This window comes from Sphingomonas sp. 2378, assembly GCF_038084995.1.
Lineage (GTDB): Bacteria > Pseudomonadota > Alphaproteobacteria > Sphingomonadales > Sphingomonadaceae > Sphingomonas.
The window spans coordinates 64491-90935 of sequence record NZ_JAXCMJ010000006.1 but is presented as its reverse complement, the minus strand read 5'-3'; the positions used below and the strand labels follow the sequence as shown (position 1 = coordinate 90935).

The following is a 26445-nucleotide window of genomic DNA, read 5'->3' as shown; positions in this document are numbered from 1 at the left end:
GTCCAGTTGCGATGCGGTGGCGAAGGGGCTGGCCGGGTTAAACAACAGACTTGGCGGCACCTGGACCCCGGCCTCCGCCGGGGTGACGTCCGTTGGGAGCGCATTTCTTTCCCCCTACCTCCGTTCAGCCTGAGCGAAGTCGAAGGCCAAGGGAAACCCTCGCGGCGAACGCGGAACGTGCGCTTCGACTTCGCTCAGCGTGAACGGAGGGCGGGGCGTTATCCGCCGCTATCCAGCCCGTCGATCAACGTCGTCACCTGCCCCCGCACCGTTTCGCGAACCTTGGGGTTGAGCAGCAGCATCGGCGCGCCCCACACGATCGGAATCGCAAAACCCAGCGCCGCCCACACCATCACCAGTGCCAGCGCCGCCGCCCCGGCATAGCGCAGCCTCCGCATCGCGCCCGCGTCCAGCGTCACGGTACGCGGCCCCTTCGCATCGTAGAAGCCATCGGTCGTCCAGGACCCGCCGCCATCGAAGCGGACCTTTTCGGGCAGCTTGAAACAGGGCACCTTCCCGGCGGCCAGACGCGGCGCCTCCGTCCGACGCGCAGGCGCCGCCTTGCTCGCCTGGGTGTCGATCACCTCCAGCCGCCGACCCCGCTCGACGACGCGAAAGCGGGTGGGCGGCATGTCGGTCATTGCGCGCGTGCTCCTCGCCGCGTGCGCCACTGGTCGGCACTCTGGCCCCAGGCGTCGACGCGGAAACCCTCCAGCGGGGCGGGCAGGCTCACCGACCCTTCGTTCGCCGACCCCAGCCGCTGTGCCAGCCGGATCGAGCCCGTATTGTCCGGGTCGATGGTGTGGATCACATGGTCCCAGCCGAGCACATCGATCGCGTAGTCCATCGCCGCGCGCGCCGCTTCATAGGCATAGCCGCGCCCGGCGAACTCCCGCGCCACGCCCCAGGCGACTTCGCGTCCCGGCCAGCCCTCCGGCTGCCACGGGCCGATCCGTCCGACCCAGCGGCCGGTGTCGCGCTCGATCACCGAGAACATGGCGAAACCGCGCACGCTCCACGCGCCGACCATGGTGCATAAGGACCGCCACGCCGCCCCGCGCGCCTGCACCCCGCCGAGGAAACGCATCGTATCCTCCTCGGCGTGAAAGGTCGCCCAGGCCTCGAAATCCTCCGCCGATGGCACCCGGAGGATCAGCCGCTCGGTCTGGAGGACGGGCGATGTCACCCGAACCGGCCTTTCAGCGCCAGCATGGCGAGCGCCGCCTTGGCCGCCTCGCCGCCCTTGTTCTTCTCGTCCGGGCGGGCGCGGGTCAGCGCCTGCGCCTCGTTCTCGGTGGTGATGATGCCGTTGCCGATGGGCAGACCGTCCATGGTCAGCGCCATCAGGCCGCGCGCGCTCTCGTTGGAGACGATCTCGAAATGATAGGTCTCGCCGCGGATCACCACGCCGATCGCGACGAAGGCGTCGTAGCGCCCCGTGTCGGCCGCCATCGCCACCGCGCCCGGAATCTCCAGCGCGCCGGGGACGGTGATCGTCTCATGGCTGTGGCCCGCTTCCTCGATCGCGGCGCGCGCGCCCGACAGGAGCAGGTCGTTCAGATGCTCGTAGAAGCGCGCCTCGACGATCAACACATGCGCCATCAGGCGTCTCCCTCAAAATTTTCGATGCGACGTTCGCCGACGATCGACAGGCCATAGCCGTCGAGCCCGATCAGCGTGTGATGGGTGTTGGTCAAGAGCACCATGTCCTGCACGCCCAGTTCGGCCAGGATCATCGCGCCGACGCCGTAATCGCGCAGTTCCTCCATATCGATCTGCACCTCCTCGCCGGCTTTCAGGCGAACGGCGGTGGTGAAGGCGTCGGAGCGCGGGCGGTTGATGACGACGATCACGCCCGAGCCTTCCTCGGCGATCATCCGCATCGACTTGGCGAGCAAGGCCCCGCGCGATCCCGCCTCGCCGAACACATCGGCAAAGGGCGACAGCGCGTGCATCCGCACCAGTACCGGCTGGTCGGTGTCGAGCCTGCCCTTGACCAACGCCACCTGCTCGGTGCCGGTCGCCTTGTTGCGATAGGCGCGCGCGGTCCAGGTGCCGCCCCATTCGCTCTCGAAGGTCGCCTCGGACTGCAACTCGACCAGATGGTCGTAGCGACGGCGATAGGCGATCAGGTCGCGGATCGTGCCGATCTTCAGGTTGTGAAGCTGCGCGAACGACACCAGGTCGTCCATCCGCGCCATCGTGCCGTCCTCGTTCATGATCTCGCAGATCACGCCCGAGGGGTTCAGGCCCGCCAGCCGCGCGACATCGACCGCCGCCTCGGTATGGCCCGCCCGCACCAGCACGCCGCCATCGCGCGCGACCAGCGGGAAGACATGGCCCGGCGTCACGATCGAGTCGGCCCCATGGCCTGCGTCGATCGCCACCGCGATGGTCCGCGCGCGGTCGGCGGCGGAGATGCCGGTGGTGACGCCCTCGCGCGCCTCGATCGAGATGGTGAAGGCGGTTTCGTGCCGAGTCCCGTTCTTGGGGCTCATCAGCGGCAGGCCGAGCGTGTCGACCCGCTCGCGCGTCATCGCCAGGCAGATCAGGCCGCGCCCGTGCCGCGCCATGAAGTTGACCTTCTCCGGCGTCGCCATCTGTGCGGGGATGACCAGATCGCCTTCGTTTTCGCGATCCTCGTCATCGACCAGGATGAACATGCGGCCGTTGCGCGCCTCGTCGATGATCTCTTCGGGGCTGGAGAGGAATCCCCGCCGCAGACCGGAAAGCGCGTTCGGATCAGCGGCCACGATAATGCTCCATGCGTTGCAGATAGCGGGCGAGCACGTCGATCTCGATATTGACGCGCTGGCCCGCCGCAATGCCGCCCAGGGTGGTGACGGCGGCGGTGTGGGGAATGATGTTCAGGCCGATGACCGTGCCGGCCTCGCGGTCCTCGACGCTGTTGACGGTCAGCGAGACGCCGTCGACCGTCACCGAACCCTTGGTCGCCATGAAGGGGGCGAGGTCGGCGGGTACGGTTACGAACACCCGGTGCGACCCGCCTTCCTCCGCGACCGAGACGACGGTGCCGACGCCATCGACATGGCCGGTGACGATATGCCCGCCCAGCTCGTCGCCCAGCTTCATCGCGCGTTCGAGGTTCAGGCGCTGGCCGCTCGTCCATTGGTCGGCGGTGCGCCCGATCGTCTCGGCGGAGACATCGACCGCGAACCAGTCGGGGCCCTTTTCGACCACGGTCAGGCAGACGCCCGAACAGGCGATCGATGCGCCCAGGTCGATGCTGGCCGTATCATAGGCGGTGGCGATGACGACTCGCGTGTCGCCGCGGTTTTCCACGGCGGAGACGGAGCCGATGTCGGTGACGATCCCGGTAAACATATCAGTCGCGCTCGTAGACCTCCAACCGGTCGCTGCCAAGCATCCGCGAGTCGGTGAGCGTCCAGCGACCATGCGCATCGGCCAGCATCTCCAGCCCGATATCGCCCAGCGCCGCGCGGCCTTCCCCGATCAGGATCGGCGCGCGGTAGAGGAGCAGCCGGTCGACCAGATCACCGGCGAGGAAGGCGGAGGCGGTCTTCGCCCCCCCCTCGACCATCAGCCGGTCGACGCCCGCCAGATCGGCGATGGCGTGGGGAGAGGGGATGGTGTCCCAACCCGCCTCCGGCGTGCGGGACAGCAGGATGCGGCGGGGGCTTCGGCCCTCCAGGCCCGGCAGGCGGACGTCGAGCCTGGGGGCGTCCGCCTCCAATGTGCCGCGCCCGACCAGGATCGCCTCATGGCGGCTGCGCTCCAGATGGGTATGTGCGCGCGCCTCCGGGCCGGTGATCCAGCGGCTTGTCCCATCGGGCCGGGCGATCTTGCCGTCCAGCGAGGTGGCGAGCTTCAGCGTGACGAAGGGGCGGCCCTTCGCCCGGCGGGTCAGGAAACCCGCGATCATCGCCCGCGCCTCCGCCTCGCGAACGCCGGTCGTCACCGCGATCCCGGCGGCGCGGGCGCGGGCGAAGCCGGTGCCATCGGTGCGTGGGTCGGGATCGCCCATCGCGGCGACGATGCCCGCGACTCCAGCGGCGATCAGCAGGTCGGTGCAGGCGGGACCGCGCAGCGAGACATGCGCGCAAGGCTCCAGCGTGACATAGGCGGTGGAACCCCGCGCCGCCTCGCCCGCCTCGGCCAGCGCCATCGCCTCGGCATGGGGGCGGCCGCCTGCCTGCGTCCAGCCGCGTCCCACGACCCGGCTGTCCCGGACCAGCACGCATCCGACATTGGGATTGGGCGCGGTCCGCCCGACGCCGCGATCCGCCAGCGCCAGCGCCACGCCCATCCAGCGATGATCGGTCAGAAGCCCCACCGGCTCAGCGTGTCATCGACCTTCTTGAACTCGGCCTGACGTTGTTCCCTGGCGGCCTTCTCCTCGGCCAGCCGTTCCTTCTTCTTCACATAGTCGATCTTCTGCTGCGCCTTGATCTCCGCATCGGTGCGGTCGGCGCGCCATTGTTCGACATAGACGATGTCGGGCTTGTACGGCACCGGCACATAGTCGTTGCGCGCGAAGGCGTAGATGAAGAAGCCCGTGATCCCCATCGCGATCATCAGGAAGACGAGTTCATAGGGCTGGCGCTGCGCCAGGAAGAAACGCAGGTCGCGGATGGCGCGGACGGGGGAGAAGCGGCCGAAGAACGACATGGGGGGAAGATAGGGCTTGCGGGCGTGGGATGCCAGTGGGGACGTCGGTCTCGGTGAGACACCATGCCCTCCCCCATCCCCTCCCGCTTGCGGGAGGGGCGTGCCAAGGGTCGAACTCGCGGATGGATCGAACCGTCCGATCTTGCCGCTCCCCTCCCGCAGGCGGGAGGGGATGGGGGAGGGCAAGCCGCAAGCGATGCCTCCGTCGAACCCGCTCAACAAAAAAGGGCGGCCACCGCAGTGACCGCCCCGTTTTTCCCGCGAAGGAAAGCGTCAGCGCATTACGCGACGGTCTTCATCTTCTCGGCCGCGACCGCGAAGCGGTTGCTCAGCGGCTGGGCGATTTCACCGGCCAGCTTCATCATCGTCTCGGTCGAGCGCGAGGTCTCGGTGACCATCGAGTCGAAGGCCGAACGGGCGAAGTCCGACTGGAGCTTCATGAACTCGGTCGGCGACTTGACCGCCGACAGGGTTTGCAGCGTCTGGGTCGCGGTTTCGAACGAGCGCTTGGCATAGTCCGCTGCACCCTGGCCCAGCGACTCGGCGCCCTTGGCGGCGATCTTCGACGATTCGACGACCGCTTCCAGATTGTCCTTGCTGAAGGCGACCATGTCTTCGAACAGCTTGCTGCTCTTTTCCATCGCGGCCTGGGTGCGCGCCTGGGCGTCGCCGAAAAAGGCCTGGGTCTTGGCGGTCGCGTTTTCGATGGTGCTCGTGGCGTCCATGATGATGTCCTTGGGCTTTGAGTCCGCCGAAACCGCGGCGGTCGGGGAAGAAATCTCGGGCGCGGGCGCTTCGGGCCTGGGGGCCGGAGCGGGCTTGACCGCTTCGACGGCCTTGGGCTGGGCTTTTACCTTGGGCTTGGGCGCAGGCGGTGCGGCGACCGGCTTGGCCGGGGCGCTGACGGCCTGGGGCTTTTCGACCTTGGGTGCGGCGTCCACCCCCTTGGCCGCCACCGGCACGATGGGCTTTTCGGCGACCGGTGCCGTCTTGGCCTCGGGCTGCTTCGGCGGCAGGGGCGGGCTGACCGACGGAGCCGGGGCGGTCGCGGCGACCACCGGCTTCGCGGCGGGGATGGGGTCGGAGGGGAGTCCCGGCAACGTCTTGGCCGCTACCGGCTTGGTCGCCCGTCGCGGCTTGGCCGCAGGAACGGTCTGCTTCTTCGAATCCAAGAGCGCTCTCCCGATTTGTTGCGGTGCACAATAGCGATTCGCATGATGAAAATCAAGTCTATTGTGCGGTGCAGCAAATCCCGTCTAGCGCAGCTTGACGTATCGTCCGGGCGCTTCGTCGAGCGCGGGGAGCGGACCTTCGCCCGGTATCCGCGCACCGGTCGCCGACACGGTCGCGGAGTCGCGGGTTCGCAACCAGTCCGCCCAGTCGGGCCACCAGCTTCCCTTCGTCTCCTTCGCCCCCGCGACGAAGTCGGCCAGCGTCGCGGCGGGCGTGTCGTTGGTCCAATATTGATATTTCCCCGCGGCCGGAGGGTTCACCACACCAGCGATATGCCCCGATCCCGCCAGCACGAAGCGAAGTGGGCCGGTAAAGGCCTCGGTGATCTTCCACACGCTTTCGGCTGGAGCGATATGATCCTCGCGCCCCGCCTGGACATAGGCGGGGGTCGCCACTTTGGTCAGGTCGAGCGGTACGCCCGCCACCGCCATCGCGCCGGGGGTCATCAGCCGATTGTCGCGGTACAGGTCGGTCAGATAGCTGAGATGCCATTTGGCGGGCAGGTTGGTGACGTCGCCATTCCAGTGGAGCAGGTCGAACGGCACATAATCGCGCCCCAGCAGATAGTTGTTGGTGACGTAGTTCCAGATCAGGTCGCGCCCGCGCAACAGGTTGAAGGTCATCGCCAGATAGCGCCCGTCGAGATAGCCCTCAGGGGACAGCGTACCGATCAGCTTCAACTGCTCGTCATCGACGAAGTGGAGCAGCTCGCCCGCCTTGGAGAAATCGACCTGGGCGGTGAAGAAGGTGGCGCTGGCGACCTTCGCCGCCTCACCTTTGGCGGAGAGATAGGCCAGGGTCGCGGCCAGCGTCGTGCCCGCCACGCAGTAACCGACGGTGTGAACCGACTCGACGTCCAGCAACGCGCGCACCGTGTCGACCGCATCGACCTGCGCGGTGACGTAATCGTCCCAGATCACGTCCTTCATGCTGGCGTCGGCGGACTTCCACGACACCATGAAGACGCTGAACCCCTGATCGACCAGCCATTTGATCAGGCTCTTCTCAGGGGAAAGGTCGAGGATGTAGAAGCGATTGATCCAGGGCGGGAAGATCAGGATCGGCACCGCCGCCACCTGTTCGGTGGTCGGGGTATAGTGGATCAGTTCGTACAGGTCGGTCCGCTTGACGACTTTGCCAGGCGTCGCGGCGAGATTGCGCCCGACCTCGAACGCGCGCGAATCGCTGTGCGTCAGTTGCCCGCGCCCCAGATCGGCGAGCATGTTCTGCAAACCCTTCAACAGATTCTCGCCGCGCGTCTCGACGATCGTGTCGAGCACCTCCGGATTGGTCGCGGGAAAGTTGGTCGGGCTCATCGCATCGACAAAGGCCTGCGCGGCGAAGCGGATCTGCTCCTTCTGCTTGGGCTCCACCCCCTCCAGCGCATCGACGCCGCGCAGCATATGGTCGGAGATCACCTGATAGCTCTGCCGTATCCAGTCGAAGAGCGGCGACTGCCACTGTTCGGCCCTGAAGCGGCGATCGGGCTTGGGGGGGGGGCTCGGTTCGGCGGCGGGATCGACGAAGCGCTGCCACAGTGCCATCGAATCGGACCAGAAATCGCGGACCCGCCCCATCGTGGCGGGGTCGTTGAAGCCCGGCACCACCGGCACGCCCTCCGGCGGGGGCGACAGCGCGGCCTCCATCATCATCTGCTGCGCCCGGCCCATCACCCAGGTCCAGTGTTGCAACTCTTCCAGCGTGGGAAGGGTGGGGGCTGTCGCGGGGGCGGCCGTCATCGCATCCTCTCGTTCGTTTGGATCCATCCTAGCGTCAGGATATTGCGCCGTCATGTCGGGTCGCGTTGTTGAACGAAAGGCGCTAAGCATCGGGTCCCAATTGTTTCAACGAGGGACCCATGTCCGAAGAGTTCTACCGCATCAAGCGCCTGCCGCCCTATGTCATCGCCGAAGTCAACGCGATGCGGGCGGCGGCGCGCGCGGGCGGCGAGGACATCATCGATCTGGGCATGGGCAATCCCGACCTGCCGCCGCCGGACCATGTCCTCGACAAGCTGGTCGAGGTGGCGAAGAAGCCCGACGCCCATGGCTATTCCCAGTCCAAGGGGATTCCGGGCCTGCGCCGCGCCCAGGCCAATTATTATGGCCGTCGCTTCGGCGTCGATCTGGACCCCGAGACCGAGGTGGTCGTCACCATGGGCTCGAAGGAAGGGCTGGCGTCGCTGGCCACCGCGATCACCGCGCCGGGCGACGTGATCCTGGCGCCGAATCCGTCCTATCCGATCCACACCTTCGGCTTCATCATCGCGGGGGCGACGATCCGCGCGGTGCCGACCACGCCCGACGAAGCCTATTTCGAGAGCCTGGAGCGGGCGATGCACTTCACCGTGCCGCGCCCCTCGGTGCTGGTGGTGAATTATCCGTCCAACCCGACCGCCGAGACGGTGGACCTGGCCTTTTACGAACGCCTCGTGGCGTTCGCGAAGGAGCATGAGCTGTGGATTCTCAGCGACCTCGCCTATTCCGAGCTTTATTATGACGGCAACCCGACCCCCTCGATCCTTCAGGTCAAGGGCGGCAAGGACGTGGCGGTCGAGTTCACCTCGCTGTCCAAGACCTATTCGATGGCGGGCTGGCGGATCGGCTTCGCGGTGGGCAACAAGAAGCTGATCGCGGCGATGACGCGGGTGAAGTCCTATCTCGATTACGGGGCCTTCACCCCGATCCAGGCGGCGGCCTGCGCCGCGCTCAACGGACCGCAGGACATCGTCGAGCGGAACCGGCAGCTTTACCACAAGCGCCGCGACGTGCTGGTCGAAAGCTTCGGCCGGGCGGGCTGGGATATTCCCAGCCCCAAGGCCTCGATGTTCGCCTGGGCGCCGCTGCCGCCTGCGCTGGCGCATCTCGGCAGCCTCGAATTCTCCAAGCAATTGCTGACCGAGGCCAAGGTCGCGGTCGCGCCAGGCGTCGGTTACGGCGAGAATGGCGAGGGCTTCGTCCGCATCGCGCTGGTCGAGAACGAACAGCGGCTCCGCCAGGCGGCGCGGAACATCAAGCGTTACCTCCAGTCGATGGGCGTCAACACGCCGGGATCGGCCAAGGCGGTGTAAGGCGCGGCACGGCGGCGGGGCGGGGCTCCGCTGCCACCAGCCCGGTCATGCCGCATGGGCGACCGTCAGAAGGATTGATCCGGGCCGCCCCTAGCCGCTACGGCGGGTGCAATCCCGCAAACCGGCCGAGGCCTTCCCCATCGGGGCGGCCGCAGCGGCCGACGGAGTGAAGAGTGAGCAACGAACTCGATCAAATGCGTGAGCCCATGCTCGCCGCCATTGCCGCCGCGCCCGCGCTGGACGCGCTGGAGGCGATCCGCGTCGATGCGCTGGGCAAGCAGGGGCGGATCACGCAACTGCTCAAGACCCTGGGCAAGATGGCCCCCGACGAGCGCCAGGTCGAAGGGCCGCGCATCCACGCGCTGCGTGAAGCCGTGACCGAGGCGCTGGCGACCCGCAAGGCCGCGCTGGAGCAGGCGGCACTCGACGCGCGGCTGTCGTCCGAGCGGCTGGACATGACCCTGCCGGTCGAAACCGCCAGCTTCGGCACCGTCCACCCGGTTGCCCAAGTCATGGACGAACTGGCCGAAATCTTCGCCGATCTGGGCTTTGCGGTCGCGACCGGCCCGGAGGTCGAGACCGACTGGCACAATTTCACCGCGCTCAACATCCCGGAGACGCATCCGGCGCGCGCGATGCACGACACCTTCTATCTGGCGGGCGTCGAGGCCGGGGGCGACGAGCGCACGGTCCGCCGCGTGCTGCGCACCCACACCTCGCCGGTGCAGATCCGCACCATGCTCGACCAGAAGCCGCCGATCCGTATCATCGCGCCGGGCCGCACCTATCGCTCCGACTCGGACGCGACCCACACGCCGATGTTCCATCAGGTCGAGGGGCTGGTGATCGACAAGGGCATCACGCTCGGCCATCTGAAATGGACGCTGGAGACGTTCCTCAAGGCGTTCTTCGAGCGCGACGATATCGTGCTGCGCCTGCGCCCCAGCTATTTCCCCTTCACCGAACCGTCGGCGGAGGTCGATGTCGGCTACACCATCGAGAAGGGCAAGCGCGTCATCGGTGGGTCCCCAGAGGGCAAGAACGGCGGCTGGATGGAAGTTCTCGGGTCCGGCATGGTCCACCCGAAGGTCATCGAGGCCTGCGGGCTCGATCCCAATGAGTGGCAGGGCTTCGCCTTCGGCTGCGGCATCGATCGCCTCGCCATGCTGAAATACGGGATGGACGATCTGCGGGCGTTCTTCGACGGCGATATCCGCTGGTTGAAGCATTACGGGTTCGCGAGCCTCGACGTACCCACTCTGTCGGGAGGAGTCGGCGCATGAAGTTCACCCTGGGCTGGCTGAAGAGCCATCTGGACACCGACGCCTCGCTCGACGCCATCGTCGAGGGGCTGACCCGTATCGGCCTGGAGGTCGAGGGCGTCCACAATCCGGGCGAGGCGCTGGCCCCGTTCCGCGTCGCGCGCATCCTGTCGGCGGAGCGGCATCCGCAGGCGGACAAGTTGCAGGTGCTGTCGGTCGATGCGGGCGACGGCCCGATGCAGGTCGTGTGCGGCGCGCCCAATGCCCGCGCGGGCCTTGTCGGTGTGTTCGGCGCGCCGGGGGCCTATGTCCCCGGTCTCGACGTGACGCTCAAGGTTGCCGCCATTCGGGGCGTCGAGTCGAACGGCATGATGTGCTCGGCGCGCGAGTTGCAGATCGGCGAGGGCCATGACGGCATCATCGAACTGCCCGAGGATGCGGTCGTCGGCACCTCCTTTCCGGACTATGCGGGGCTGAACGATCCGGTCATCGACGTGTCGATCACGCCCAACCGGCAGGACTGCATGGGCGTCCACGGCATCGCGCGCGACCTGGCCGCCGCCGGGCTGGGCACGCTGATCGCGCCGACCGTGCCGTCGGTTCCGGGCGAGGGCCCCGGCCCCGACGTTCGCATCGAGGACGCGGAGGGCTGCCCGGCCTTCTACGCGCAAGCCGTGTCGGGGCTGACCAATGGCGAGGCACCGGAATGGATGCGCCAGCGCCTGACCGCCATCGGGCAGAAGCCGATCTCGGCGTTGGTCGACATCACCAATTACATGACGGTCGATCTCGGTCGACCCTTGCACGTCTATGACAAGGCCAGGCTTTCGGGCGGTCTGGTCGCCCGCAAGGCGCGCGAGGGCGAGACGGTCGAGGCGCTCAACGGCAAGACCTATACCCTGTCGGAGGGCATGACCGTCATCGCCGACGATGCGGGCGTGCACGATATCGGCGGCATCATGGGCGGTGCACATTCGGGCGTGTCGGAGACGACCACCGACGTCATCATCGAATGCGCCTATTTCGCGCCCGAGGCGATTGCGCGGACGGGCCAGAAGCTGGCCCTGACCTCCGACGCGCGCCAGCGGTTCGAGCGTGGGGTGGACCCGGCGTTCCTCGACGACGGCCTCGCCATCGCGACCTATCTGGTCCTCGAATATTGCGGCGGTACGGCCAGCACCGTGACCCGCGCGGGGCAGCCGCCGGTCGTCGGCAAGACCATCGTCTATGACCCGAACCTTGCCCAGACGCTGGGCGGCCTCGCCATCGCGCCCGAGCGGCAGAAGGCGATCCTCGAATCGCTGGGCTTCACCGTCACCGCCGACTGGCAGGTCACGGCACCAAGCTGGCGGCGCGACGTGGACGGCCCCGCCGATCTGGTCGAGGAAGTGATCCGCATCGAGGGGATCGACCATGTTCCCCCGGTCGCGCTCCCCCGCACCCCCGGCGTCGCACGTCCCACCGCCACGCCGCAGCAAAAGCTGGAGCGCCGCGCCCGCCGCGCTGCCGCCGCGCGCGGTCTGGACGAAGCGGTGACCTGGAGCTTCATCAGCGAGGCGCAGGCCGCGCCCTTTGGCGGTGGGGCCTTCACGCTCGCCAACCCGATCAGCGAAGACCTGAAGGTCATGCGGCCCTCGCTCCTCCCCGGCCTGCTCGCCGCGACCGAGCGCAACATCAAGCGCGGCGCAACGTCGGTGCGCCTGTTTGAGATCGGTCGCCGCTATCTGGAAGAGGCCGAGCGGCCCACCTTGGGCGTGGTGCTGGCGGGCGACAAGACGCCTCGCAACTGGCGTTCGGGCAAGGCGCAAGGGTACGATGCGTACGACGCCAAGGCGGAGGCGATCGCGCTGCTCGCGCAAGGAGGCGCGCCGGTGGACAATTTGCAGGTGATGGGCGAGGCGGGCGATGCCTGGCATCCCGGCCAGTCGGGTACGCTGCGGCTGGGGCCGAAGACCGTGCTGGCGGCGTTCGGCATGGTCCACCCCTCGGTCCTGAAGGCGTTCGACCTCGACGGCGCGGTGGCGGCGGTCGAGCTTTATCTCGACGCGATCCCGCCGAAGCGCGCGACGGGCTTCATGCGCCCAGCCTATACGCCCCCCGCCTTGCAGTCGGTGAAGCGCGACTTCGCCTTTCTGGTGCCCGAGGCCCTCGCCGCCGACATGCTGATCCGCGCGGTCCGGGGTGCCGATAAGGCCGCGATCACCGCCGCGCGCGTCTTCGACGTGTTCGCCGGTCAGGGCGTGCCCGATGGCCACAAGTCGGTCGCGGTCGAAGTGCTTCTGCAACCGTCACAGAAAAGCTTCACCGACGAGGAACTGAAAGCCGTCGCGGACAAGATCGTCGCGGCGGCCGCCAAGCAGGGAGCGCAACTCCGTGGCTAATGAGGAAAACTGGGTCCGCATCGGCAACGACCATCTGTCGGCGGCGATCAATCCGTTCGGAGCGGAATTGTCCTCGCTGAAGGACGCCGAGGGTCGCGAGTTGATGACGAACGCGGACCCGGCCTTCTGGACCGGCCGCGCGCCCTTGCTCTTCCCGGTGATCGGCGTGACCCGCGACGGCATCCGCCTGAACGGCCAGCATTATCCGATGGCCAAGCACGGTTTCGCCCGCCACTCGATGTTCGAACTGGTGACGCACGAGGCGACCCGCGCGGTCTTCTCGCTGGGCGATAGCGAGGAAACCCGCACCTCCTATCCCTTCGCCTTTCGGCTGGAGGCGGAGTTCCGGCTGGAAGAGGCGACGTTGATCATGGAAATCCGCCTCCTCAACCGGGGCGAGGTGCCGATGCCCGCCAGCTTCGGCTTCCACCCCGCCTTCGCCTGGCCGTTGCCATACGGCAAGGCGCGGGCCGAGCACCGCATCGTCTTCGAAAAGGACGAGCCATCCCGGCTCCGCAAGATCGCGCCCGACGGCCTGATCGCGGAGGAGCGCCGTGACAGCCCGCTAGACGGCCGCGTCCTGCATCTGGCGGATGACCTGTTCACCGAGGACGCGCTGGTCTGGGATCCGGTCGAAAGCCAGGCGCTGACCTATGCCGCCGAGGGCGCGCCGCAGTTGCGTATCGCTTTCCCCGATACGCCCAAGCTGGGCATCTGGACCAAGCCCGGCGCGGCCTATGTCTGTGTCGAGCCCTGGCACGGCATCGCCGATCCGGAAGGGTATGATGGCGAGTTTGCCGACAAGCCCGGCGTGTTCGTGGTGCCGGTCGGTGGCGAGAAGGTCATGCGGATGACGGTGGCGCTGGCGGGGTAAGGGCGTCCGCCTGATATCCTACACCACCCCATATCCTACACCACCCCGGCGAAGGCCGGGGTCCAGTGGCTGTGACGTCGATAGCGAATGTCGACGTCCGATCTCAACGACCTTGGCAACTGGACCCGGGCCTTCGCCGGGGTGGCGCGGATGGAGGAAGGCTGGCACTGACGGCTACCGCAATCCAGGGCCTGTCTTGTGCCGCAATTTGCTGTAACAGGCGCAGCATCTCGGGCGCCCGGACGCCCCATTTCCCTATTCGACAGAGCCGCCCATGACTTCCCCCCGCCGTACCTTCGCGATCATCTCGCACCCTGACGCCGGCAAGACGACGCTGACCGAAAAGCTGCTCTATTTCGGCGGCGCGATCCACTTGGCGGGCGAGGTCAAGGCGCGGGGCCAGAACCGGCGCGCGCGGTCGGACTGGATGAAGATCGAGCAGCAGCGCGGCATCTCGGTTACGTCCTCAGTCATGACGTTCGAGAAGGACGGCGTGACCTTCAACCTGCTCGACACGCCGGGCCACGAGGATTTCTCGGAGGATACCTATCGCACGCTGACCGCCGTCGACTCGGCCGTGATGGTGATCGACGCGGCGCGCGGGATCGAGGCGCAGACGCGCAAATTGTTCGAGGTGTGCCGCCTGCGCTCCGTGCCGATCATCACCTTCGTCAACAAGGTCGATCGCGAAGGCCGTCCGGCGTTCGAACTGCTCGACGAGATCGCCGACATATTGGCGCTCGACGTCGCGCCGATGAGTTGGCCGGTCGGTATGGGTGGGTTGTTCGAGGGCGTGCTCGACCTGACCACCGGCAAGGTGAGCCGTCCCGAAGGGGACAGCCGCGCCTTTCTGGGCAAGGTGGACGATGCGCCGCCCCTTCCACCCGAGGTCGCCGAAGAGGTGGAACTGGCGCAGGCGGGTTACGCCCAGTTCGACGGCGAAGCCTATCGCAATGGCGACCTGACGCCGGTCTATTTCGGCTCCGCGCTGAAGGACTTCGGCGTCGCCGAACTGATCGACGCGCTCAGCCGCCACGCGCCGAGCCCACGCCCACAGCCCGCCGAACCCGCGCCGGTGTCGCCGGAGAACAAGGAAGTCACCGGCTTCGTCTTCAAGGTGCAGGCGAATATGGACCCGCAGCATCGCGACCGGATCGCGTTCATGCGGCTCTGCTCGGGCACCTTCAAGCGCGGCATGAAGTTGACGCCGACGGGCCATGGCAAGCCGATCGCGGTGCATTCGCCGATCCTGTTCTTCGCGCAGAATCGCGAAGTCGCGGACGAGGCGTTTCCGGGCGATATCATCGGCATCCCCAATCACGGCACGCTCCGCGTCGGCGATACCCTGTCGGAGCGGGCGGATGTGCGCTTCACCGGCCTGCCCAATTTTGCGCCCGAAATCCTTCGCCGCGTGGCACTCAAGGACCCGACCAAGACCAAGCAGCTACGCAAGGCGCTGGACGACATGGCCGAGGAGGGGGTGACCCAGGTCTTCTATCCCGAGATCGGGTCTAACTGGATCATCGGCGTGGTCGGGCAGTTGCAGCTCGATGTGCTGCTGTCGCGGCTGGACGCCGAGTATAAGGTCGCCGCCGGGCTGGAGCCCGCGCCGTTCGACACCGCGCGCTGGATCGCGGCGGACGATCCCGCCGACCTCAAGGCGTTCATGGACCTGAACCGTGCCGCCATGGCCAAGGACCGCGACGACAACCCCGTCTTCCTCGCCAAGAGCGCCTGGGAGGTCGGCTATGTCGCGGATCGTTACCCGAAGGTCCGCTTCCTCGCCACGCGCGAGCGCTAAGGAACCGGAAGGCCGTTTCGGGGCTTCAACGGTCATGAACGAACAGGGATTGTCCATGGACCGCACCGCGATCGACGCCACCTTCGAGGCCAATGAGAAGCTGATCCGCCGCCGCGCCCTGAAGGCCGGGGCGAAGGCGCTGACCATCGGGACCGAAAGCCTGGCCGAGACGATCGATGCGATCGCCGATGCCTATGGCCTGACGGGGGCGCAGCGCCGCCAGTTGGAGCCCGGTGCGGCCATCGAGGCGCAGGAGATTGCGGCCAAGCTGAAGGGTTTTGTCGGCCCGGCGGCGATCCTGGGCGATCTGCGTGGCGGGTCGGGCCTGTTGTCGCAGGCGCGCGCGGCGGGAAAGCTGGCCAAGACCGCACGGCGGATCGGCAAGGGCGGGCTTGCCGCCGGTCGGATCGCCGCGCGCGGTGGTCGGGCGGCACGCGCGGTGCCTTGGGCGGCGCTCGGCGTCGCGGCCTGGGGTGTCGGCAATGGCGGTTGGTTCTGGTGGCGCGCCCATGCCTATAACCGGGCTTGCCGCGATCTGCTGCTGGGAGCGCAGGGCGGGGTGATTCAGCACGCTTGAGGCGGGATTGCAGCCTCGCCTTCGACTTCGCTCCGGCTGAACGGGGTTCGAGGTCCGGACCCACTCCACCCAGCCGTCCAGCCAAAGCGAAGTCTAAGGCCGCGTGCGCCCCCTATCGCCGTTCCGCCCGATCGTCCCAGGCCAGCGCCTCGACCAGCGAATCGCGGATGTTGCGCAACATGGTCGCGGGATCGTCTTTCGCTCGCGCCTCGTTGTCCAACAGTTGTTGGACGCCGCGCACGGTATAGGCCTGCTGGTTGAGCAGGTGATCGATGCGGCGAATCAGGGCCAGGTCTTCGGGGCGGTAATAGCGTCGGTTGCCCGCCCGCTGCACCGGGCGAAGCTGCGGAAAACGGCTTTCCCAATAGCGTAGCACATGCTGCGCCACGCCGGTTTCCCGCGCAACCTCGCCGATGGTGCGCAGGGCACCATCGGACTTGCCGCCTTCGATGGGACGCTCGGGCCTATCCCGCCGCGACAATACGATCGCGCATCATCTGGCTTGCGCGGAAGGTCAGGACGCGGCGGGGTGCGATGGGCACCTCGATCCCGGTCTTGGGATTGCGGCCGATCCGCTCCCCCTTGTCGCGCAGCACAAAGGTGCCAAAGCCGGAAATCTTGACGTTCTCACCCCGTGCCAGGGCATCACACATCTCGACGAGAATCTGTTCGACCACGTCCGCCGAATCGGAGCGGGACAGGCCCACTTCGTGATGCAGCGATTCCGCAAGATCAGCGCGTGTCAAAGTTCCAGCTTTGGTCATGTCCATCCCCCCAATGGTCTGTAATGGGCCGATTAACACATCGACTATTGGGACCGAAAGGGATTTATCTTGGTTAATGAAAATCGATTGCCTAGAAGCGGATTACAGCCGCTCCCCAAGTGAAGCCGCCGCCCATTGCCTCCAAAACGATCAGATCATTTTCCCGAATGCGCCCGTCCCGAACCGCCGTGTCCAGCGCCAAAGGAACCGAAGCCGCCGAGGTATTGGCATGGCGATCGACCGTCACGATGACTTTCTCCGCGGGAAGGTTCAGCTTGCGCGCGGTGGCGTCGAGGATGCGGGCATTGGCCTGATGCGGCACGACCCAGTCGACATCGGCGGCGGACAGCCCGGCCAGTTGCAGCGCTTCTTCCATCACCTGCGCCAGATTGACGACGGCATGGCGAAACACTTCGCGACCCTTCATGCGGAGCTTGCCGACCGTGCCGGTGGTCGAGGGGCCGCCATCGACATAGAGCAGGCCATTGTGACGCCCATCGGCATGGAGCTTGGTCGTCAGGATTCCGCGTCCGTCGGCATCCGCGCTCTCGCGGGCCTCCAGCACCATCGCACCCGCCCCGTCGCCGAACAGGACGCAGGTGGTGCGGTCCTCCCAGTCGAGGATACGGCTGAAGGTCTCGGCACCGATGACCAGCGCGCGCCGCTGCACGCCCGAGCGAAGCATCGCATCGGCGACCTGCACGGCGTAGAGAAAGCCCGAGCAGACCGCCGCGACGTCGAACGCCACGCAATCGTCGATGCCCAGCATCGTCTGGACCTTGGTGGCGGTGGCGGGAAAGGTCTGGTCCGGGGTGGCGGTCGCCAGCACGATCAGGTCGATATCCTGCGCCGACAGGCCCGCCGCCGCGATCGCGGCCTTGGCGGCGTCGGCGGCCAGCGTGGCGGTCGTTTCCTCGGGGCCCGCAATGTGGCGGAAACGGATGCCGGTGCGCTCGACGATCCACTCGTCGGACGTGTCCACCTCCTGCGCCAGTTCCTCGTTCGACACCCGCCGGGTTGGAAGCGCCGAACCCGTACCCGTGACGATCGAACGAATCATGCGGCATCCTCGAAATTCAAGAGATCCTCGGCAATACGCCGGGTCAGGTCGGCGCGCACCATCTTGGCCGCGTTGCCGATCGCGGTGGCGACGCCCAGTTCGGTCGCGCCGCCATGGCTCTTCACCACCACGCCCTTCAGGCCCAGGAAAACCGCGCCATTATGGTTGTTGGGGTCGAGATGATCGCGCAGCAATTCCGTAGCGGGGCGCGAGATCAGGAAGCCGATCTTGGACCGGGTCGAGGAGCGGAAGGCGCGCCTCAACAGGTCGCCCACGAATCGCGCGGTGCCCTCGGCGGTCTTGAGCGCGATATTGCCCGCAAAGCCGTCGCACACGATCACATCGACCTCGCCGCGGGCGAGCTGATTGCCCTCGATGAAGCCGGTGAAGTTCAGCGGCAGATGGCTCTGTCCGCGCAGCACGGCGGCGGCGTCGCGAATCTCGTCGGTGCCCTTCTGATCCTCGGACCCGATGTTGAGCAGCGCGACGCGCGGATTGTCGAGTTCGAGCAGGATGCGGGCATAGGCCGCGCCCATCACCGCGAATTGCACGAGGTTGCGCGCATCGCACTCGGTATTGGCGCCCAGGTCGAGCATGACGACGTCATTGTCGCCCAGCGTGGGGAGCGGCGCGGCGAGCGCGGGCCGGTCGATGCCGGGCAGGGTACGCAGCGACAGCTTGGCCATCGCCATCAGCGCGCCGGTATTGCCCGACGACACGGCGGCGGCGGCGCGTCCCCGCTTCACCAGATCGATGGCGATGCCCATCGATGTCGTGCGGGCGCGCCGGATCGCCTGGCTCGGCTTCTCACTGGAGCCGACCACTTCGGGCGCGTGCACGATTTCGGACGCGGCGGACAGATTGGGATGGGTCTTCAACCCCTCCGCAATCTGTGCCTCGTCCCCGACCAGCAGGAAGCGCATGCCCTCGAAACGGCGTCGCGCTCTGGCGACACCGGCCAGCATCACGGCCAGCCCGTCGTCGCCGCCCATCGCATCGACGGCGATCCAGGCGTTATCGGCCATGCGTTCCTCTAACGGTCATTCCGTTGACGGATGGAGGGATCAGCCCTCGACCGACACGACCTCACGGCCGTTATAGTGACCGCAAGCGGTGCACAGATTGTGCGGACGCTTCAGCTCGCCACAGTTCGGGCATTCCTGGAATGCCGCGATCGTCAGCGAGTCGTGGCCACGGCGCATGCCGCGCTTGGAGGGCGAAGTCTTTCTCTTGGGGACGGCCATTGCGGCACCTTATCAATTCGAACAATGGGTGGAATACGCCACGGTCAGCACCCATTGCGCGCCCGGATCGAAGGACCCGGCCGCGTGAGCACCCAGCCGGACGCATCGCGAAGCCCCGCGCCTATAGCGAGTTTTGCCGATGTTGCAAGCTTTGCCACGGAATGGCAGGCGGTGTTCGGGTTCAATATACGGAGAATGCGGCGCTTATGGTCTTGCCCGTCACGCTCAGCATCGCGGCGGCGGCCGCCTTGGTCAATCTGTGGCTCGCCCTGCGAATCGTCGTCGGGCGGGTGCGGGGCAAGGTCCTGCTGGGCGATGGCGGCGATTCGCGACTGGCCAGTGGTATGCGCGCGCAGGCCAATTTCGTCGAATATGCGCCCTTCGTGCTGATCCTGATGGCGCTGATCGAGCTGGCGGGGGGATCGTCCTTCTGGCTGTGGGTGCTGGGCGGCGCATTCATCATCGCGCGGATCGGCCATGGCTGGGGCATGATGCGGCCCGCGCCCAATATCGGGCGCGCCGGGGGCGCGATGGGAACCTGGGCGGTCCTGGCGCTGTTGGCGGGCTGGGCGATCGGGATCGTCTATACCAGCCATGTCGCGCCCGTCAGCGCCACCACCGTCATAAGGATCGACCAGCGATGATTCGTTTTCCCCTCATCGGCATGGCCGCCATCGCGCTGACCGCCGCCGCCCCCGATCCCATCTCGCCCACGCGCCTGTCGAACGATGTGAAGACGCTCGCCTCCGACAGCTTCGAGGGACGCGCGCCCGGCACGCCCGGCGAGGCGAAGACCGTCGACTGGCTGGTCGCGCAGTTCAAGGCAATGGGGCTGCAACCAGGCGGCCCGGATGGGCAGTGGACCCAGGCCGTGCCGTTGATCCGTACCCAGATCGGCGAGGGGACGATGCGCGCGGGGGCCATGCCGCTGGCGCAGGGCCAGGGTATCTATGTCTCGACCGTGCGTCCCGTCGATCGCGTCGCCATTCAGAACGCACCGATGGTCTTTGTCGGCTACGGCGTTCACGCGCCCGAGCGCGGCTGGGACGATTTCAAGGGCGTCGACCTGAAGGGCAAGGTCGCGGTCTTCCTGGTCAACGATCCCGATTTCGAGGCGGTCGCGGGCGACGATGCCAAGGGCAAGTTCGGCGACCGCCGCATGACCTATTATGGCCGCTGGACCTATAAATATGAGGAAGCCGCGCGGCGGGGCGCGCTGGGGGCGCTGATCGTCCATGACACGCCGGGCGCGGGCTATGGCTGGGCGACGGTCACCGCCCCGGCGGGCGAGAATTACGATATCGTGCGCAGCGATCCGACGTCGCGGGTGCTGTTGCAGGGCTGGTTGTCCGGCGATTCGGCGACGAAGCTGTTCGCCGCCGCCGGGCTGGACCTGGCGCAGCAGCGCAAGGCCGCCCGGCGGGCCGATTTTCGCCCGGTGGAACTGAAGGATCAGTCCTTCTCCGCCGACCTGCCCGTGACGACGGTGCGTGCGGAGAGTCGTAACGTGCTGGCCAGGCTGCCCGGCAAGACCCACCCCGATGAAGTCGTCATGTTCGGCGCGCATTGGGACGCCTATGGCAAGGGCGCGGCGGATGCGCAGGGGCGGGTGATCCGTCCCGGTGCGAACGACGACGGACTGGGCGTGGCGGGCGTGCTGGAACTGGCGCGCGCGTTCAAGGCGGCCCTGCCGACAGATCGCAGCCTGGTCTTCGCGCTGTGGACCGGCGAGGAGCGCGGGCTGCTGGGGTCGGAGACCTATGCGGTAAAGCCGGTCTATCCGCTGGCCAAGACGGTCGCCAACCTGACGCTCGACATCCTCCAGACGGCGGGGCCGTCGAAGGACGTGATGCTGGTCGGTGATGGCCAGAACGACCTGGAGGACCGGCTGAAGGCCGCCGCCGCCGCGCAAGGGCGGGTGGTGACGCCCGAGGCGCTGCCCGAACGCGGACTGTTCTACCGCGCGGACCATTTCTCGGTCGCGCGGCGCGGCGTGCCGACCTTGCTGCTGATGGCGATCAGCGGCGCGCCCGATCTGGTCGAAGGGGGGCGTCCGGCGGGGCAGCAATGGCTCGACGGCTATATGCGCTGCTATCACCAGACCTGCGATGCCTGGGACGCGAAATGGGACTTGCGCGGGGCGGCGGCGGATGTCGGTTTGTTCTACCGGATCGGGCGCGATCTGGCCGATGGGCGGGATTGGCCTGAATGGCGTGAGGGGTCGGAGTTCAAGGCGATTCGAGGGGAGAGTGCCGCGGAACGGCGCTGATTCCCTTGGCCTTCGACCTCGGCGCTTTGCGCCGAGGTTTATCCTGAGCGGCTGGCTTGCCAGCCAGCCGAAGGGCTCAGGCTGAACGGGGTTTGGGGAACCCCTATCCCACCAGCCGTTCAGGCTGAGCGCAGTCGAAGCCCGCGCCCCACACGTCACCCCAAACCCAACACCCGGTCCGCCACGAAGGCATTGCTCTGCCGCTCATGCCCAAAGGTGCTGGGCTGACCGTGCCCCGGAATGAACGCGGTATCGTTCCCCAGCGGCCAGAGCTTCTCGACGATCGAGCGGATCAGCGTGTCATGATCCCCGCCGGCCATGTCCGACCGCCCGATCGATCCCTGGAACAGCACGTCGCCGACCAGCGCGAATTTCGATGGCGCGTGGTGGAAGATGACATGCCCGCGCGTATGCCCCGGCGTCTCGTACACATCCAGGGTCAGGTCGCCGATCGTCACCGTGTCGCCCTCGGACAGCCAGCGGGTCGGCTCCAGCACCTGGGCGGGGATGCCATAGGCCTGCCCATCCTCGTCCAGCCGCGCGAGCCAGAAGCGATCCTCCTCCTGCGGCCCCTCGACGGGGACGCCCAGCGACTCGGACAGCGCCCTGGCTCCGCCCGCATGGTCGATATGGCCATGGGTCAGCAGGATCTTCTCGACCGTCACCCCGGTCTTTGCGATGGCGTCGTGGATACGGGGCAGGTCGCCGCCGGGATCGACCACCGCCGCCTTCATCGTCGCGGTGCACCAGACGATCGAGCAATTCTGCTGAAGCGGGGTGACGGGGACGATCGCGGCGCGTAGCGGGGGCGTGGTCTGGGAAGCATCGGTCATGGCGTCCGGGATAGAGACTGGGACAGTCGCGGCCAATCGATACTTGCATGTGCGGGGAAGGGCCGTGCATGGATCGTCGGCCCATGTCGCGTCCTATTCCCCCTTTTGTCCTGCTCGACGACGCCCGTGACGGGGGAGCGGCGGCGCGGCTCTATACGTACCCGGTGGAGATCGTCACCGCGCATCGGCCCGAAGAGGTTCCGGCGGCGCTGGAGCGGCTGCGCGGAGCCGGCGCGCGCGGGCTCGATGCGGTGGGCTATCTGACCTATGAGGCGGGGGCGGCGTTCGAATCCGGTGTGCCCGCTCGGTCGATCGACGGCCCGCTTCTGTGGTTCGGCCTGTTCGAGGGGTTCGCGATCGTCGAGCCCGAGGGGCTGCTGCCCGATCCGGCGGGGGCCTGGATCGGCGAACTGGTGCCCGAGACCAGCCCCAGCCGCCATGCCGAGCAGTTCGCCGCCGTCCAGGCGCTGATCCGCGCGGGCGATCTCTATCAGGTCAATCAGACCTTTCGGGCGACCGCGTCGGTGATCGGCGACCCGCTGGCGCTCTATGCGGGGCTTCGCGCCCGGTCGCGCGCGGGCTGGGGGGCGGTGGTGGCGACGGGGGAGGCGACGATCCTGTCGCTGTCGCCCGAGCTGTTCTTCGCGCTGGAGGACGGTCGCCTGACCGCCCGGCCGATGAAGGGCACCGCGCGGCGCGAGGCCGATCCCGCCGCCGATGCGCGCGCGGCGGCGGCCCTGCGCGACGACCCGAAGCAGCGCGCCGAAAATCTGATGATCGTCGATCTGATGCGCAACGACCTGTCGCGCGTCGCCCGGGCGGGCAGCGTCGCGGTGCCCGAACTCTTCGCGGTCGAACCCTATCCGACGGTGCACCAGATGGTTTCGACCGTCACGGCCGACCTGGCCGAGGGGCGCGATGCCTTGGACGTGCTGGCAGCGCTGTTTCCCTGCGGATCGATCACCGGCGCGCCCAAGATCCGCGCGATGCAGGCGATTGCCGGGATCGAGGATTCGGCACGCGGGCTCTATACCGGGGCGATCGGGCGGCTGGATGCCGATGGGGACGCGATGTTCAACGTCGCCATCCGCACCCTGACCTGGCCGACGGGCGGCTCACGGGTGACGCTGGGCATCGGGTCCGGGGTGGTCGCCGATTCGGTGGCGGCGGACGAGTGGGACGAGTGTCTCGCCAAGGCGGCGTTCCTGGTCGGGGGGCGGCCCGATTTCGACCTGATCGAAACCATGGCCTTCGATCCGGTCGAGGGTATCCAGCATCTGGAGGCGCATCTCGCCCGGATGAAGGCGAGCGCGGCCGCGCTGGGTTTCGCCTTCGACCGGCATGGCGCGCGCAACGAACTTCAGGCGGCGACCTTCCGCCTGCGCGAGGCACGGCGGATCCGGCTGTTGCTGGCGCGCGGTGGCGCGGTGGTGGTGGAGGTCGGCCCCCGGCCCGCACCCTTCGATGGGGTGGTGCCGGTGCGGATCGTGCCGCTGCCCGTCTCTCCCGACGATCTGCGCTTGCGGCACAAGACCAGCGCGCGCGGCTTTTACGACGCGGCGCGGATCGCGGCGGGCACGGCCGAGGTGGTGTTCGAGGCCCCCGATGGCGGCCTGACCGAGGGCAGCTACACCTCGCTGTTCGTCACGCGCGGCGATGTGCTGGTCACCCCGCCGCTGGCGCAAGGGCTGCTGCCCGGCGTGCTGCGCGCGCATTTGATCCAGACGGGCCGCGCGGTCGAGGGGCGGCTGACGCGCGCCGACCTTCGGGACGGATTCTTGCTTGGCAATGCACTTCGCGGATTGTTTCGTGCACGGATGGTTGCGGATTGAGGGTGGAGGCGTCTAAAGCGCCCCCGCAAATCCCTGTCGCAAAGGTTCCGTTTCATGCAGCCCTCCGCCGCGCTCGGCCGTATCAGCCCGTCCCCCACGCTCGCCATCACCAGCCGCGTGTTGGAACTGAAGCGCGCCGGTGTCGATGTGATCGGACTGGGCGCGGGTGAGCCCGACTTCGACACGCCCGATTTCGTCAAGGAGGCGGCGATCCGGGCGATCCGCGACGGCAAGACCAAATACACCAATGTCGACGGCACGCCCGAGCTGAAGGCTGCGATCGTCGAGAAGTTCGCGCGCGACAACGGCCTGACCTACAAGGCCGATCAGATCAGCGTGAATGTCGGCGGCAAGCACACCCTGTTCAACGCGATGGTCGCGACGATCGATGCGGGCGACGAGGTGGTGATCCCCGCGCCTTACTGGGTCAGCTATCCGGACGTTGTCCAGTTCGCGGGCGGCGTGCCGGTGATCGTCAAGGCCGGACCGGAACAGGGGTATAAGCTGACCCCCGAGGCGCTCGACGCCGCGATCACGCCCCGGACCAAGTGGGTGATCCTCAACTCGCCGTCCAATCCGACCGGCGCGGGCTATACCGCCGACGAGTTGAAGGCGCTGGGCGAGGTGATCCTTCGCCACCCGCATGTCTGGGTCTTCGCCGACGATATGTACGAGCATATCGTCTATGACGGCTTCCGCTTCGCCACCATCGCGCAGGTCTGCCCCGAACTGTACGAGCGCACGCTGACCGTGAATGGCTGCTCGAAGGCATATGCCATGACCGGCTGGCGGATCGGCTATGCGGGCGGCGCGCCCTGGTTGATCAAGGCGATCGCCAAGTTGCAGTCTCAGTCGACCTCCAACCCCTGTTCGATCGCGCAGGCGGCGGCGACCGCGGCGCTGACCGGCGACCAGGGCTTCCTCGCCGAGCGGAACCAGGCGTTCCAGGCGCGGCGCGACATGGTGGTGTCGATGCTGAACGCAATCGAGGGCATGACCTGCCCGACGCCGGAGGGGGCCTTCTACGTCTATCCGTCCTTCGCCCCGCTGATCGGCAAGTCCACGCCCTTGGGCCGGTTGATCGATGGCGACGAGGCGTTCGTCGGCTATCTGCTCGACGATGCCAAGGTGGCGGCGGTGCAGGGTGCGGCGTTCGGCCTCTCGCCCGCGATGCGCATCAGCTATGCGACCTCGGATGCGCTGCTTCGGGAAGCGTGCACCCGCATCCAGACGGCCTGCGCCGCGTTGAAATAAGCGGCGCAATAATTTCGCATCGCTGCGCTGCGAAAGCCAGTCGGTCCGGCCAAATGGCTCGACTGGCTGGCTTTTTCCTATCGCTGGGTGCGCTGCGGCAATATGGCTTAACTGTGGCGTGAACGACACGGTCACGTGCCGTTAATGCTGTGTTTCTATAAACGCCATTGTCGGAACGGTGCCGATCGACCAGATGGCACCCGGAAGATCGCCGCCCATTTCGGAGGCGAACCGTTTAGACAGGTGAAGACGAATGCGTGCCCTCCTCAAGTCCAGCTTCGTATGGCAGTTCGCCGGCGGATTTGCGCTTGGCGCCCTGGGTCTCGTGATGCTTCACCCGGCCGACGCGCCCAGCCGCTATGCGTCCGCTCCGGTCGAGGCGGTTCGCTAAGGGGCCCCGGCGGGGTGATTCCCGTGGCCTTCGACTTCGCTCAGGCGGAACGGAGGTTTGGAATACTCCTCTAAAACAGCCGTTCAGGCTGAGCGAAGTCGAAGCCCGCGCTTCAACGCCCGCCTCTAGCCGAACCTGAAATCCCACCCCATATCATGGCGATGCGCTATACCCTCTGCATCGCTCTGGTCGCGACCGCATTCGGAGCGGTCGCCCTGTCCTCGCTCCCCGCCCGGGCGGAACGCGCCGTGCCGTTGCCCAGGGCCGCACTGGACATCCCTGCCGCCGGTCGCAGCCAGACGGCGGTGCTGGCGGGCGGTTGCTTCTGGGGCATGGAAGCGGTGTTCGAGCGGGTGAAGGGCGTCCGCGCCGTAACGGCGGGCTATGCCGGGGGTCGTCGCGAGGATGCCAATTACGGCGCCGTCTCGACCGAGCGGACCGGCCATGCCGAGGCGATTCGGATCACCTACGACCCCGCGCAGGTTTCCTACGCCACGCTGCTCCGCGTCTATTTCGCGATCGCGCATGATCCGACCCAGGTCGGCGGCCAGGGCCCGGATCGCGGACCGAGCTATCGCTCCGCCATCTTCGCCCAGTCGCCCGAACAGGCACGGGTCGCCCGCGCCTATATCGCGCAGCTGACCAGGGCCCATGCCTTTGGCAAACCGATCACCACCCGGATCGAGCAGGGCGGCTTCTTCCCCGCCGAGGCGGATCATCAGAATTTCTACGACCGCAACCCGATGCATCCCTACATCATGCGCTGGGACCAGCCCAAGGTGGCGGGCTTCCGCGCCGGTTTCCCGGATCTGGCGCGGGCGGGATAGGGCGTAGCACTTCTTCCCTCGCCCCTCTGCGAGGGGAGAGGGTTGCGCAGACTTGGTCTTTGCGAAGCAAAGGCCTAGTCGGAGCTGGGTGAGGGGTGAATGCTCGCGGTAGCGAGCGCGAGC

26 protein-coding genes are annotated in these 26445 nt (G+C 67.3%); 11 read left to right on the top strand and 15 right to left on the bottom strand.

What is annotated here, in order from left to right:
* Window positions 1-218: 218 nt before the first annotated feature.
* The 9 genes from SM191_RS05200 to SM191_RS05160 all read right to left on the bottom strand — a co-directional run bounded on the left by SM191_RS05200 (window position 219) and on the right by SM191_RS05160 (window position 7622).
* Window positions 219-641: a hypothetical protein gene (locus SM191_RS05200; RefSeq protein WP_341505262.1), complete on the bottom strand. Its 423-nt coding sequence runs from the start codon at window positions 639-641 to the stop codon at window positions 219-221.
* Entirely contained in the window at window positions 638-1186 is a 549-nt protein-coding gene (locus tag SM191_RS05195) for a GNAT family N-acetyltransferase (protein WP_341505261.1), read from the bottom strand. Before SM191_RS05195 ends, SM191_RS05200 begins: the two co-directional genes overlap by 4 nt.
* Window positions 1183-1602 (bottom strand): 6,7-dimethyl-8-ribityllumazine synthase, encoded by a 420-nt coding sequence (gene ribH / locus SM191_RS05190; RefSeq protein ID WP_056436225.1) that lies wholly within the window; start codon window positions 1600-1602, stop codon window positions 1183-1185. Before ribH ends, SM191_RS05195 begins: the two co-directional genes overlap by 4 nt.
* Window positions 1602-2753: a 3,4-dihydroxy-2-butanone-4-phosphate synthase gene (ribB, locus tag SM191_RS05185; RefSeq protein WP_306996990.1), complete on the bottom strand. Its 1152-nt coding sequence runs from the start codon at window positions 2751-2753 to the stop codon at window positions 1602-1604. Before ribB ends, ribH begins: the two co-directional genes overlap by 1 nt.
* The gene (locus SM191_RS05180) at window positions 2743-3345 is read right to left on the bottom strand and encodes a riboflavin synthase (protein ID WP_341505260.1); all 603 of its coding nucleotides are present in this window, start codon (window positions 3343-3345) and stop codon (window positions 2743-2745) included. Before SM191_RS05180 ends, ribB begins: the two co-directional genes overlap by 11 nt.
* A 1-nt stretch (window position 3346) precedes the next feature.
* Window positions 3347-4288, bottom strand: coding sequence for a bifunctional diaminohydroxyphosphoribosylaminopyrimidine deaminase/5-amino-6-(5-phosphoribosylamino)uracil reductase RibD (ribD, locus tag SM191_RS05175; protein ID WP_341505316.1), 942 nt, complete (start codon window positions 4286-4288; stop codon window positions 3347-3349).
* A gap of 14 nt (window positions 4289-4302) precedes the next feature.
* A complete protein-coding gene (locus SM191_RS05170; RefSeq protein ID WP_306996986.1) occupies window positions 4303-4650 on the bottom strand; it encodes a hypothetical protein in 348 nt (115 codons plus the stop codon).
* Window positions 4651-4931: 281 nt separating this feature from the next.
* A complete protein-coding gene (phaP, locus tag SM191_RS05165) occupies window positions 4932-5822 on the bottom strand; it encodes a phasin family protein (protein WP_341505259.1) in 891 nt (296 codons plus the stop codon).
* A gap of 84 nt (window positions 5823-5906) precedes the next feature.
* Entirely contained in the window at window positions 5907-7622 is a 1716-nt protein-coding gene (locus SM191_RS05160) for a PHA/PHB synthase family protein (RefSeq protein WP_341505258.1), read from the bottom strand.
* Window positions 7623-7741: 119 nt separating this feature from the next.
* Here SM191_RS05160 and SM191_RS05155 point away from each other — a divergent pair, with 119 nt between their 5' ends.
* The 6 genes from SM191_RS05155 (at window position 7742) to SM191_RS05130 (ending at window position 15848) form a co-directional block, all read left to right on the top strand.
* The gene (locus SM191_RS05155) at window positions 7742-8953 is read left to right on the top strand and encodes an LL-diaminopimelate aminotransferase (RefSeq protein ID WP_341505257.1); all 1212 of its coding nucleotides are present in this window, start codon (window positions 7742-7744) and stop codon (window positions 8951-8953) included.
* Window positions 8954-9147: 194 nt separating this feature from the next.
* Window positions 9148-10236 carry a phenylalanine--tRNA ligase subunit alpha gene (gene pheS, locus SM191_RS05150; protein ID WP_341505256.1) on the top strand — a complete coding sequence of 363 codons (1089 nt, stop codon included), beginning with the start codon at window positions 9148-9150 and terminating at the stop codon, window positions 10234-10236.
* A complete protein-coding gene (gene pheT / locus SM191_RS05145; RefSeq protein ID WP_341505255.1) occupies window positions 10233-12596 on the top strand; it encodes a phenylalanine--tRNA ligase subunit beta in 2364 nt (787 codons plus the stop codon). Before pheS ends, pheT begins: the two co-directional genes overlap by 4 nt.
* On the top strand, window positions 12589-13470 hold the full coding sequence (locus SM191_RS05140; protein WP_341505254.1) for an aldose 1-epimerase family protein: 882 nt from the start codon (window positions 12589-12591) through the stop codon (window positions 13468-13470). Before pheT ends, SM191_RS05140 begins: the two co-directional genes overlap by 8 nt.
* Before the next feature lie 274 nt (window positions 13471-13744).
* Window positions 13745-15271, top strand: a complete 1527-nt coding sequence (locus SM191_RS05135; protein ID WP_341505253.1) for a peptide chain release factor 3 — start codon at window positions 13745-13747, stop codon at window positions 15269-15271.
* A 55-nt stretch (window positions 15272-15326) separates the two neighbouring features.
* Window positions 15327-15848, top strand: coding sequence for a hypothetical protein (locus SM191_RS05130; RefSeq protein WP_306996972.1), 522 nt, complete (start codon window positions 15327-15329; stop codon window positions 15846-15848).
* A gap of 112 nt (window positions 15849-15960) precedes the next feature.
* On the opposite strand, the gene SM191_RS05125 is transcribed toward SM191_RS05130, so the two are convergent.
* From SM191_RS05125 to rpmF, 5 genes are all read right to left on the bottom strand, one after another.
* Entirely contained in the window at window positions 15961-16329 is a 369-nt protein-coding gene (locus SM191_RS05125; RefSeq protein WP_306996970.1) for a MerR family transcriptional regulator, read from the bottom strand.
* Window positions 16313-16612: an integration host factor subunit alpha gene (locus SM191_RS05120; protein ID WP_306996968.1), complete on the bottom strand. Its 300-nt coding sequence runs from the start codon at window positions 16610-16612 to the stop codon at window positions 16313-16315. The genes SM191_RS05125 and SM191_RS05120 overlap by 17 nt, the downstream gene beginning before the upstream one ends.
* A 91-nt stretch (window positions 16613-16703) precedes the next feature.
* Window positions 16704-17672 carry a beta-ketoacyl-ACP synthase III gene (locus SM191_RS05115; protein ID WP_306996966.1) on the bottom strand — a complete coding sequence of 323 codons (969 nt, stop codon included), beginning with the start codon at window positions 17670-17672 and terminating at the stop codon, window positions 16704-16706.
* Window positions 17669-18697: a phosphate acyltransferase PlsX gene (gene plsX / locus SM191_RS05110; RefSeq protein ID WP_306996964.1), complete on the bottom strand. Its 1029-nt coding sequence runs from the start codon at window positions 18695-18697 to the stop codon at window positions 17669-17671. The genes SM191_RS05115 and plsX overlap by 4 nt, the downstream gene beginning before the upstream one ends.
* 39 nt (window positions 18698-18736) lie before the next feature.
* The gene (gene rpmF, locus SM191_RS05105; protein ID WP_037568791.1) at window positions 18737-18916 is read right to left on the bottom strand and encodes a 50S ribosomal protein L32; all 180 of its coding nucleotides are present in this window, start codon (window positions 18914-18916) and stop codon (window positions 18737-18739) included.
* Window positions 18917-19122: 206 nt separating this feature from the next.
* Between rpmF and SM191_RS05100 the strand changes: the two genes are divergently transcribed.
* Together SM191_RS05100 and SM191_RS05095 are read left to right on the top strand one after the other, a co-directional pair.
* Complete coding sequence (locus SM191_RS05100; protein WP_306996962.1) at window positions 19123-19560, top strand: MAPEG family protein; 438 nt, start codon at window positions 19123-19125, stop codon at window positions 19558-19560.
* Entirely contained in the window at window positions 19557-21185 is a 1629-nt protein-coding gene (locus SM191_RS05095) for a M28 family metallopeptidase (protein ID WP_341505252.1), read from the top strand. Before SM191_RS05100 ends, SM191_RS05095 begins: the two co-directional genes overlap by 4 nt.
* 155 nt (window positions 21186-21340) lie before the next feature.
* Here the strand turns inward: SM191_RS05095 and SM191_RS05090 are convergent, their stop codons facing one another.
* The gene (locus tag SM191_RS05090) at window positions 21341-22018 is read right to left on the bottom strand and encodes an MBL fold metallo-hydrolase (RefSeq protein ID WP_341505251.1); all 678 of its coding nucleotides are present in this window, start codon (window positions 22016-22018) and stop codon (window positions 21341-21343) included.
* A gap of 68 nt (window positions 22019-22086) precedes the next feature.
* Here SM191_RS05090 and pabB point away from each other — a divergent pair, with 68 nt between their 5' ends.
* The 3 genes from pabB (at window position 22087) to msrA (ending at window position 26322) form a co-directional block, all read left to right on the top strand.
* Window positions 22087-23850, top strand: a complete 1764-nt coding sequence (gene pabB, locus SM191_RS05085; RefSeq protein ID WP_341505250.1) for an aminodeoxychorismate synthase component I — start codon at window positions 22087-22089, stop codon at window positions 23848-23850.
* 54 nt (window positions 23851-23904) lie between these two features.
* Window positions 23905-25104, top strand: coding sequence for a pyridoxal phosphate-dependent aminotransferase (locus tag SM191_RS05080; protein WP_341505249.1), 1200 nt, complete (start codon window positions 23905-23907; stop codon window positions 25102-25104).
* 546 nt (window positions 25105-25650) lie between these two features.
* Window positions 25651-26322: a peptide-methionine (S)-S-oxide reductase MsrA gene (gene msrA / locus SM191_RS05075; protein WP_341505248.1), complete on the top strand. Its 672-nt coding sequence runs from the start codon at window positions 25651-25653 to the stop codon at window positions 26320-26322.
* Window positions 26323-26445 lie beyond the last annotated feature (123 nt).

Bases quoted from the DNA above. Each gene is read 5' to 3' on its own strand.
- SM191_RS05080 (WP_341505249.1), top strand. From the start codon at position 23,905: ATGCAGCCCTCCGCCGCGCTCGGCCGTATCAGCCCGTCCCCCACGCTC.
- ribH (WP_056436225.1), bottom strand. From the start codon at position 1,602: ATGGCGCATGTGTTGATCGTCGAGGCGCGCTTCTACGAGCATCTGAAC.
- SM191_RS05180 (WP_341505260.1), bottom strand. From the start codon at position 3,345: ATGTTTACCGGGATCGTCACCGACATCGGCTCCGTCTCCGCCGTGGAA.
- SM191_RS05155 (WP_341505257.1), top strand. From the start codon at position 7,742: ATGTCCGAAGAGTTCTACCGCATCAAGCGCCTGCCGCCCTATGTCATC.
- msrA (WP_341505248.1), top strand. From the start codon at position 25,651: ATGGCGATGCGCTATACCCTCTGCATCGCTCTGGTCGCGACCGCATTC.
- SM191_RS05135 (WP_341505253.1), top strand. From the start codon at position 13,745: ATGACTTCCCCCCGCCGTACCTTCGCGATCATCTCGCACCCTGACGCC.
- SM191_RS05160 (WP_341505258.1), bottom strand. From the start codon at position 7,622: ATGACGGCCGCCCCCGCGACAGCCCCCACCCTTCCCACGCTGGAAGAG.
- SM191_RS05130 (WP_306996972.1), top strand. From the start codon at position 15,327: ATGGACCGCACCGCGATCGACGCCACCTTCGAGGCCAATGAGAAGCTG.
- SM191_RS05095 (WP_341505252.1), top strand. From the start codon at position 19,557: ATGATTCGTTTTCCCCTCATCGGCATGGCCGCCATCGCGCTGACCGCC.
- pheS (WP_341505256.1), top strand. From the start codon at position 9,148: ATGCGTGAGCCCATGCTCGCCGCCATTGCCGCCGCGCCCGCGCTGGAC.
- rpmF (WP_037568791.1), bottom strand. From the start codon at position 18,916: ATGGCCGTCCCCAAGAGAAAGACTTCGCCCTCCAAGCGCGGCATGCGC.
- SM191_RS05115 (WP_306996966.1), bottom strand. From the start codon at position 17,672: ATGATTCGTTCGATCGTCACGGGTACGGGTTCGGCGCTTCCAACCCGG.
- pabB (WP_341505250.1), top strand. From the start codon at position 22,087: ATGGATCGTCGGCCCATGTCGCGTCCTATTCCCCCTTTTGTCCTGCTC.
- SM191_RS05100 (WP_306996962.1), top strand. From the start codon at position 19,123: ATGGTCTTGCCCGTCACGCTCAGCATCGCGGCGGCGGCCGCCTTGGTC.
- SM191_RS05120 (WP_306996968.1), bottom strand. From the start codon at position 16,612: ATGACCAAAGCTGGAACTTTGACACGCGCTGATCTTGCGGAATCGCTG.
- ribD (WP_341505316.1), bottom strand. From the start codon at position 4,288: ATGGGCGTGGCGCTGGCGCTGGCGGATCGCGGCGTCGGGCGGACCGCG.
- plsX (WP_306996964.1), bottom strand. From the start codon at position 18,697: ATGGCCGATAACGCCTGGATCGCCGTCGATGCGATGGGCGGCGACGAC.
- pheT (WP_341505255.1), top strand. From the start codon at position 10,233: ATGAAGTTCACCCTGGGCTGGCTGAAGAGCCATCTGGACACCGACGCC.
- SM191_RS05170 (WP_306996986.1), bottom strand. From the start codon at position 4,650: ATGTCGTTCTTCGGCCGCTTCTCCCCCGTCCGCGCCATCCGCGACCTG.
- SM191_RS05090 (WP_341505251.1), bottom strand. From the start codon at position 22,018: ATGACCGATGCTTCCCAGACCACGCCCCCGCTACGCGCCGCGATCGTC.
- SM191_RS05200 (WP_341505262.1), bottom strand. From the start codon at position 641: ATGACCGACATGCCGCCCACCCGCTTTCGCGTCGTCGAGCGGGGTCGG.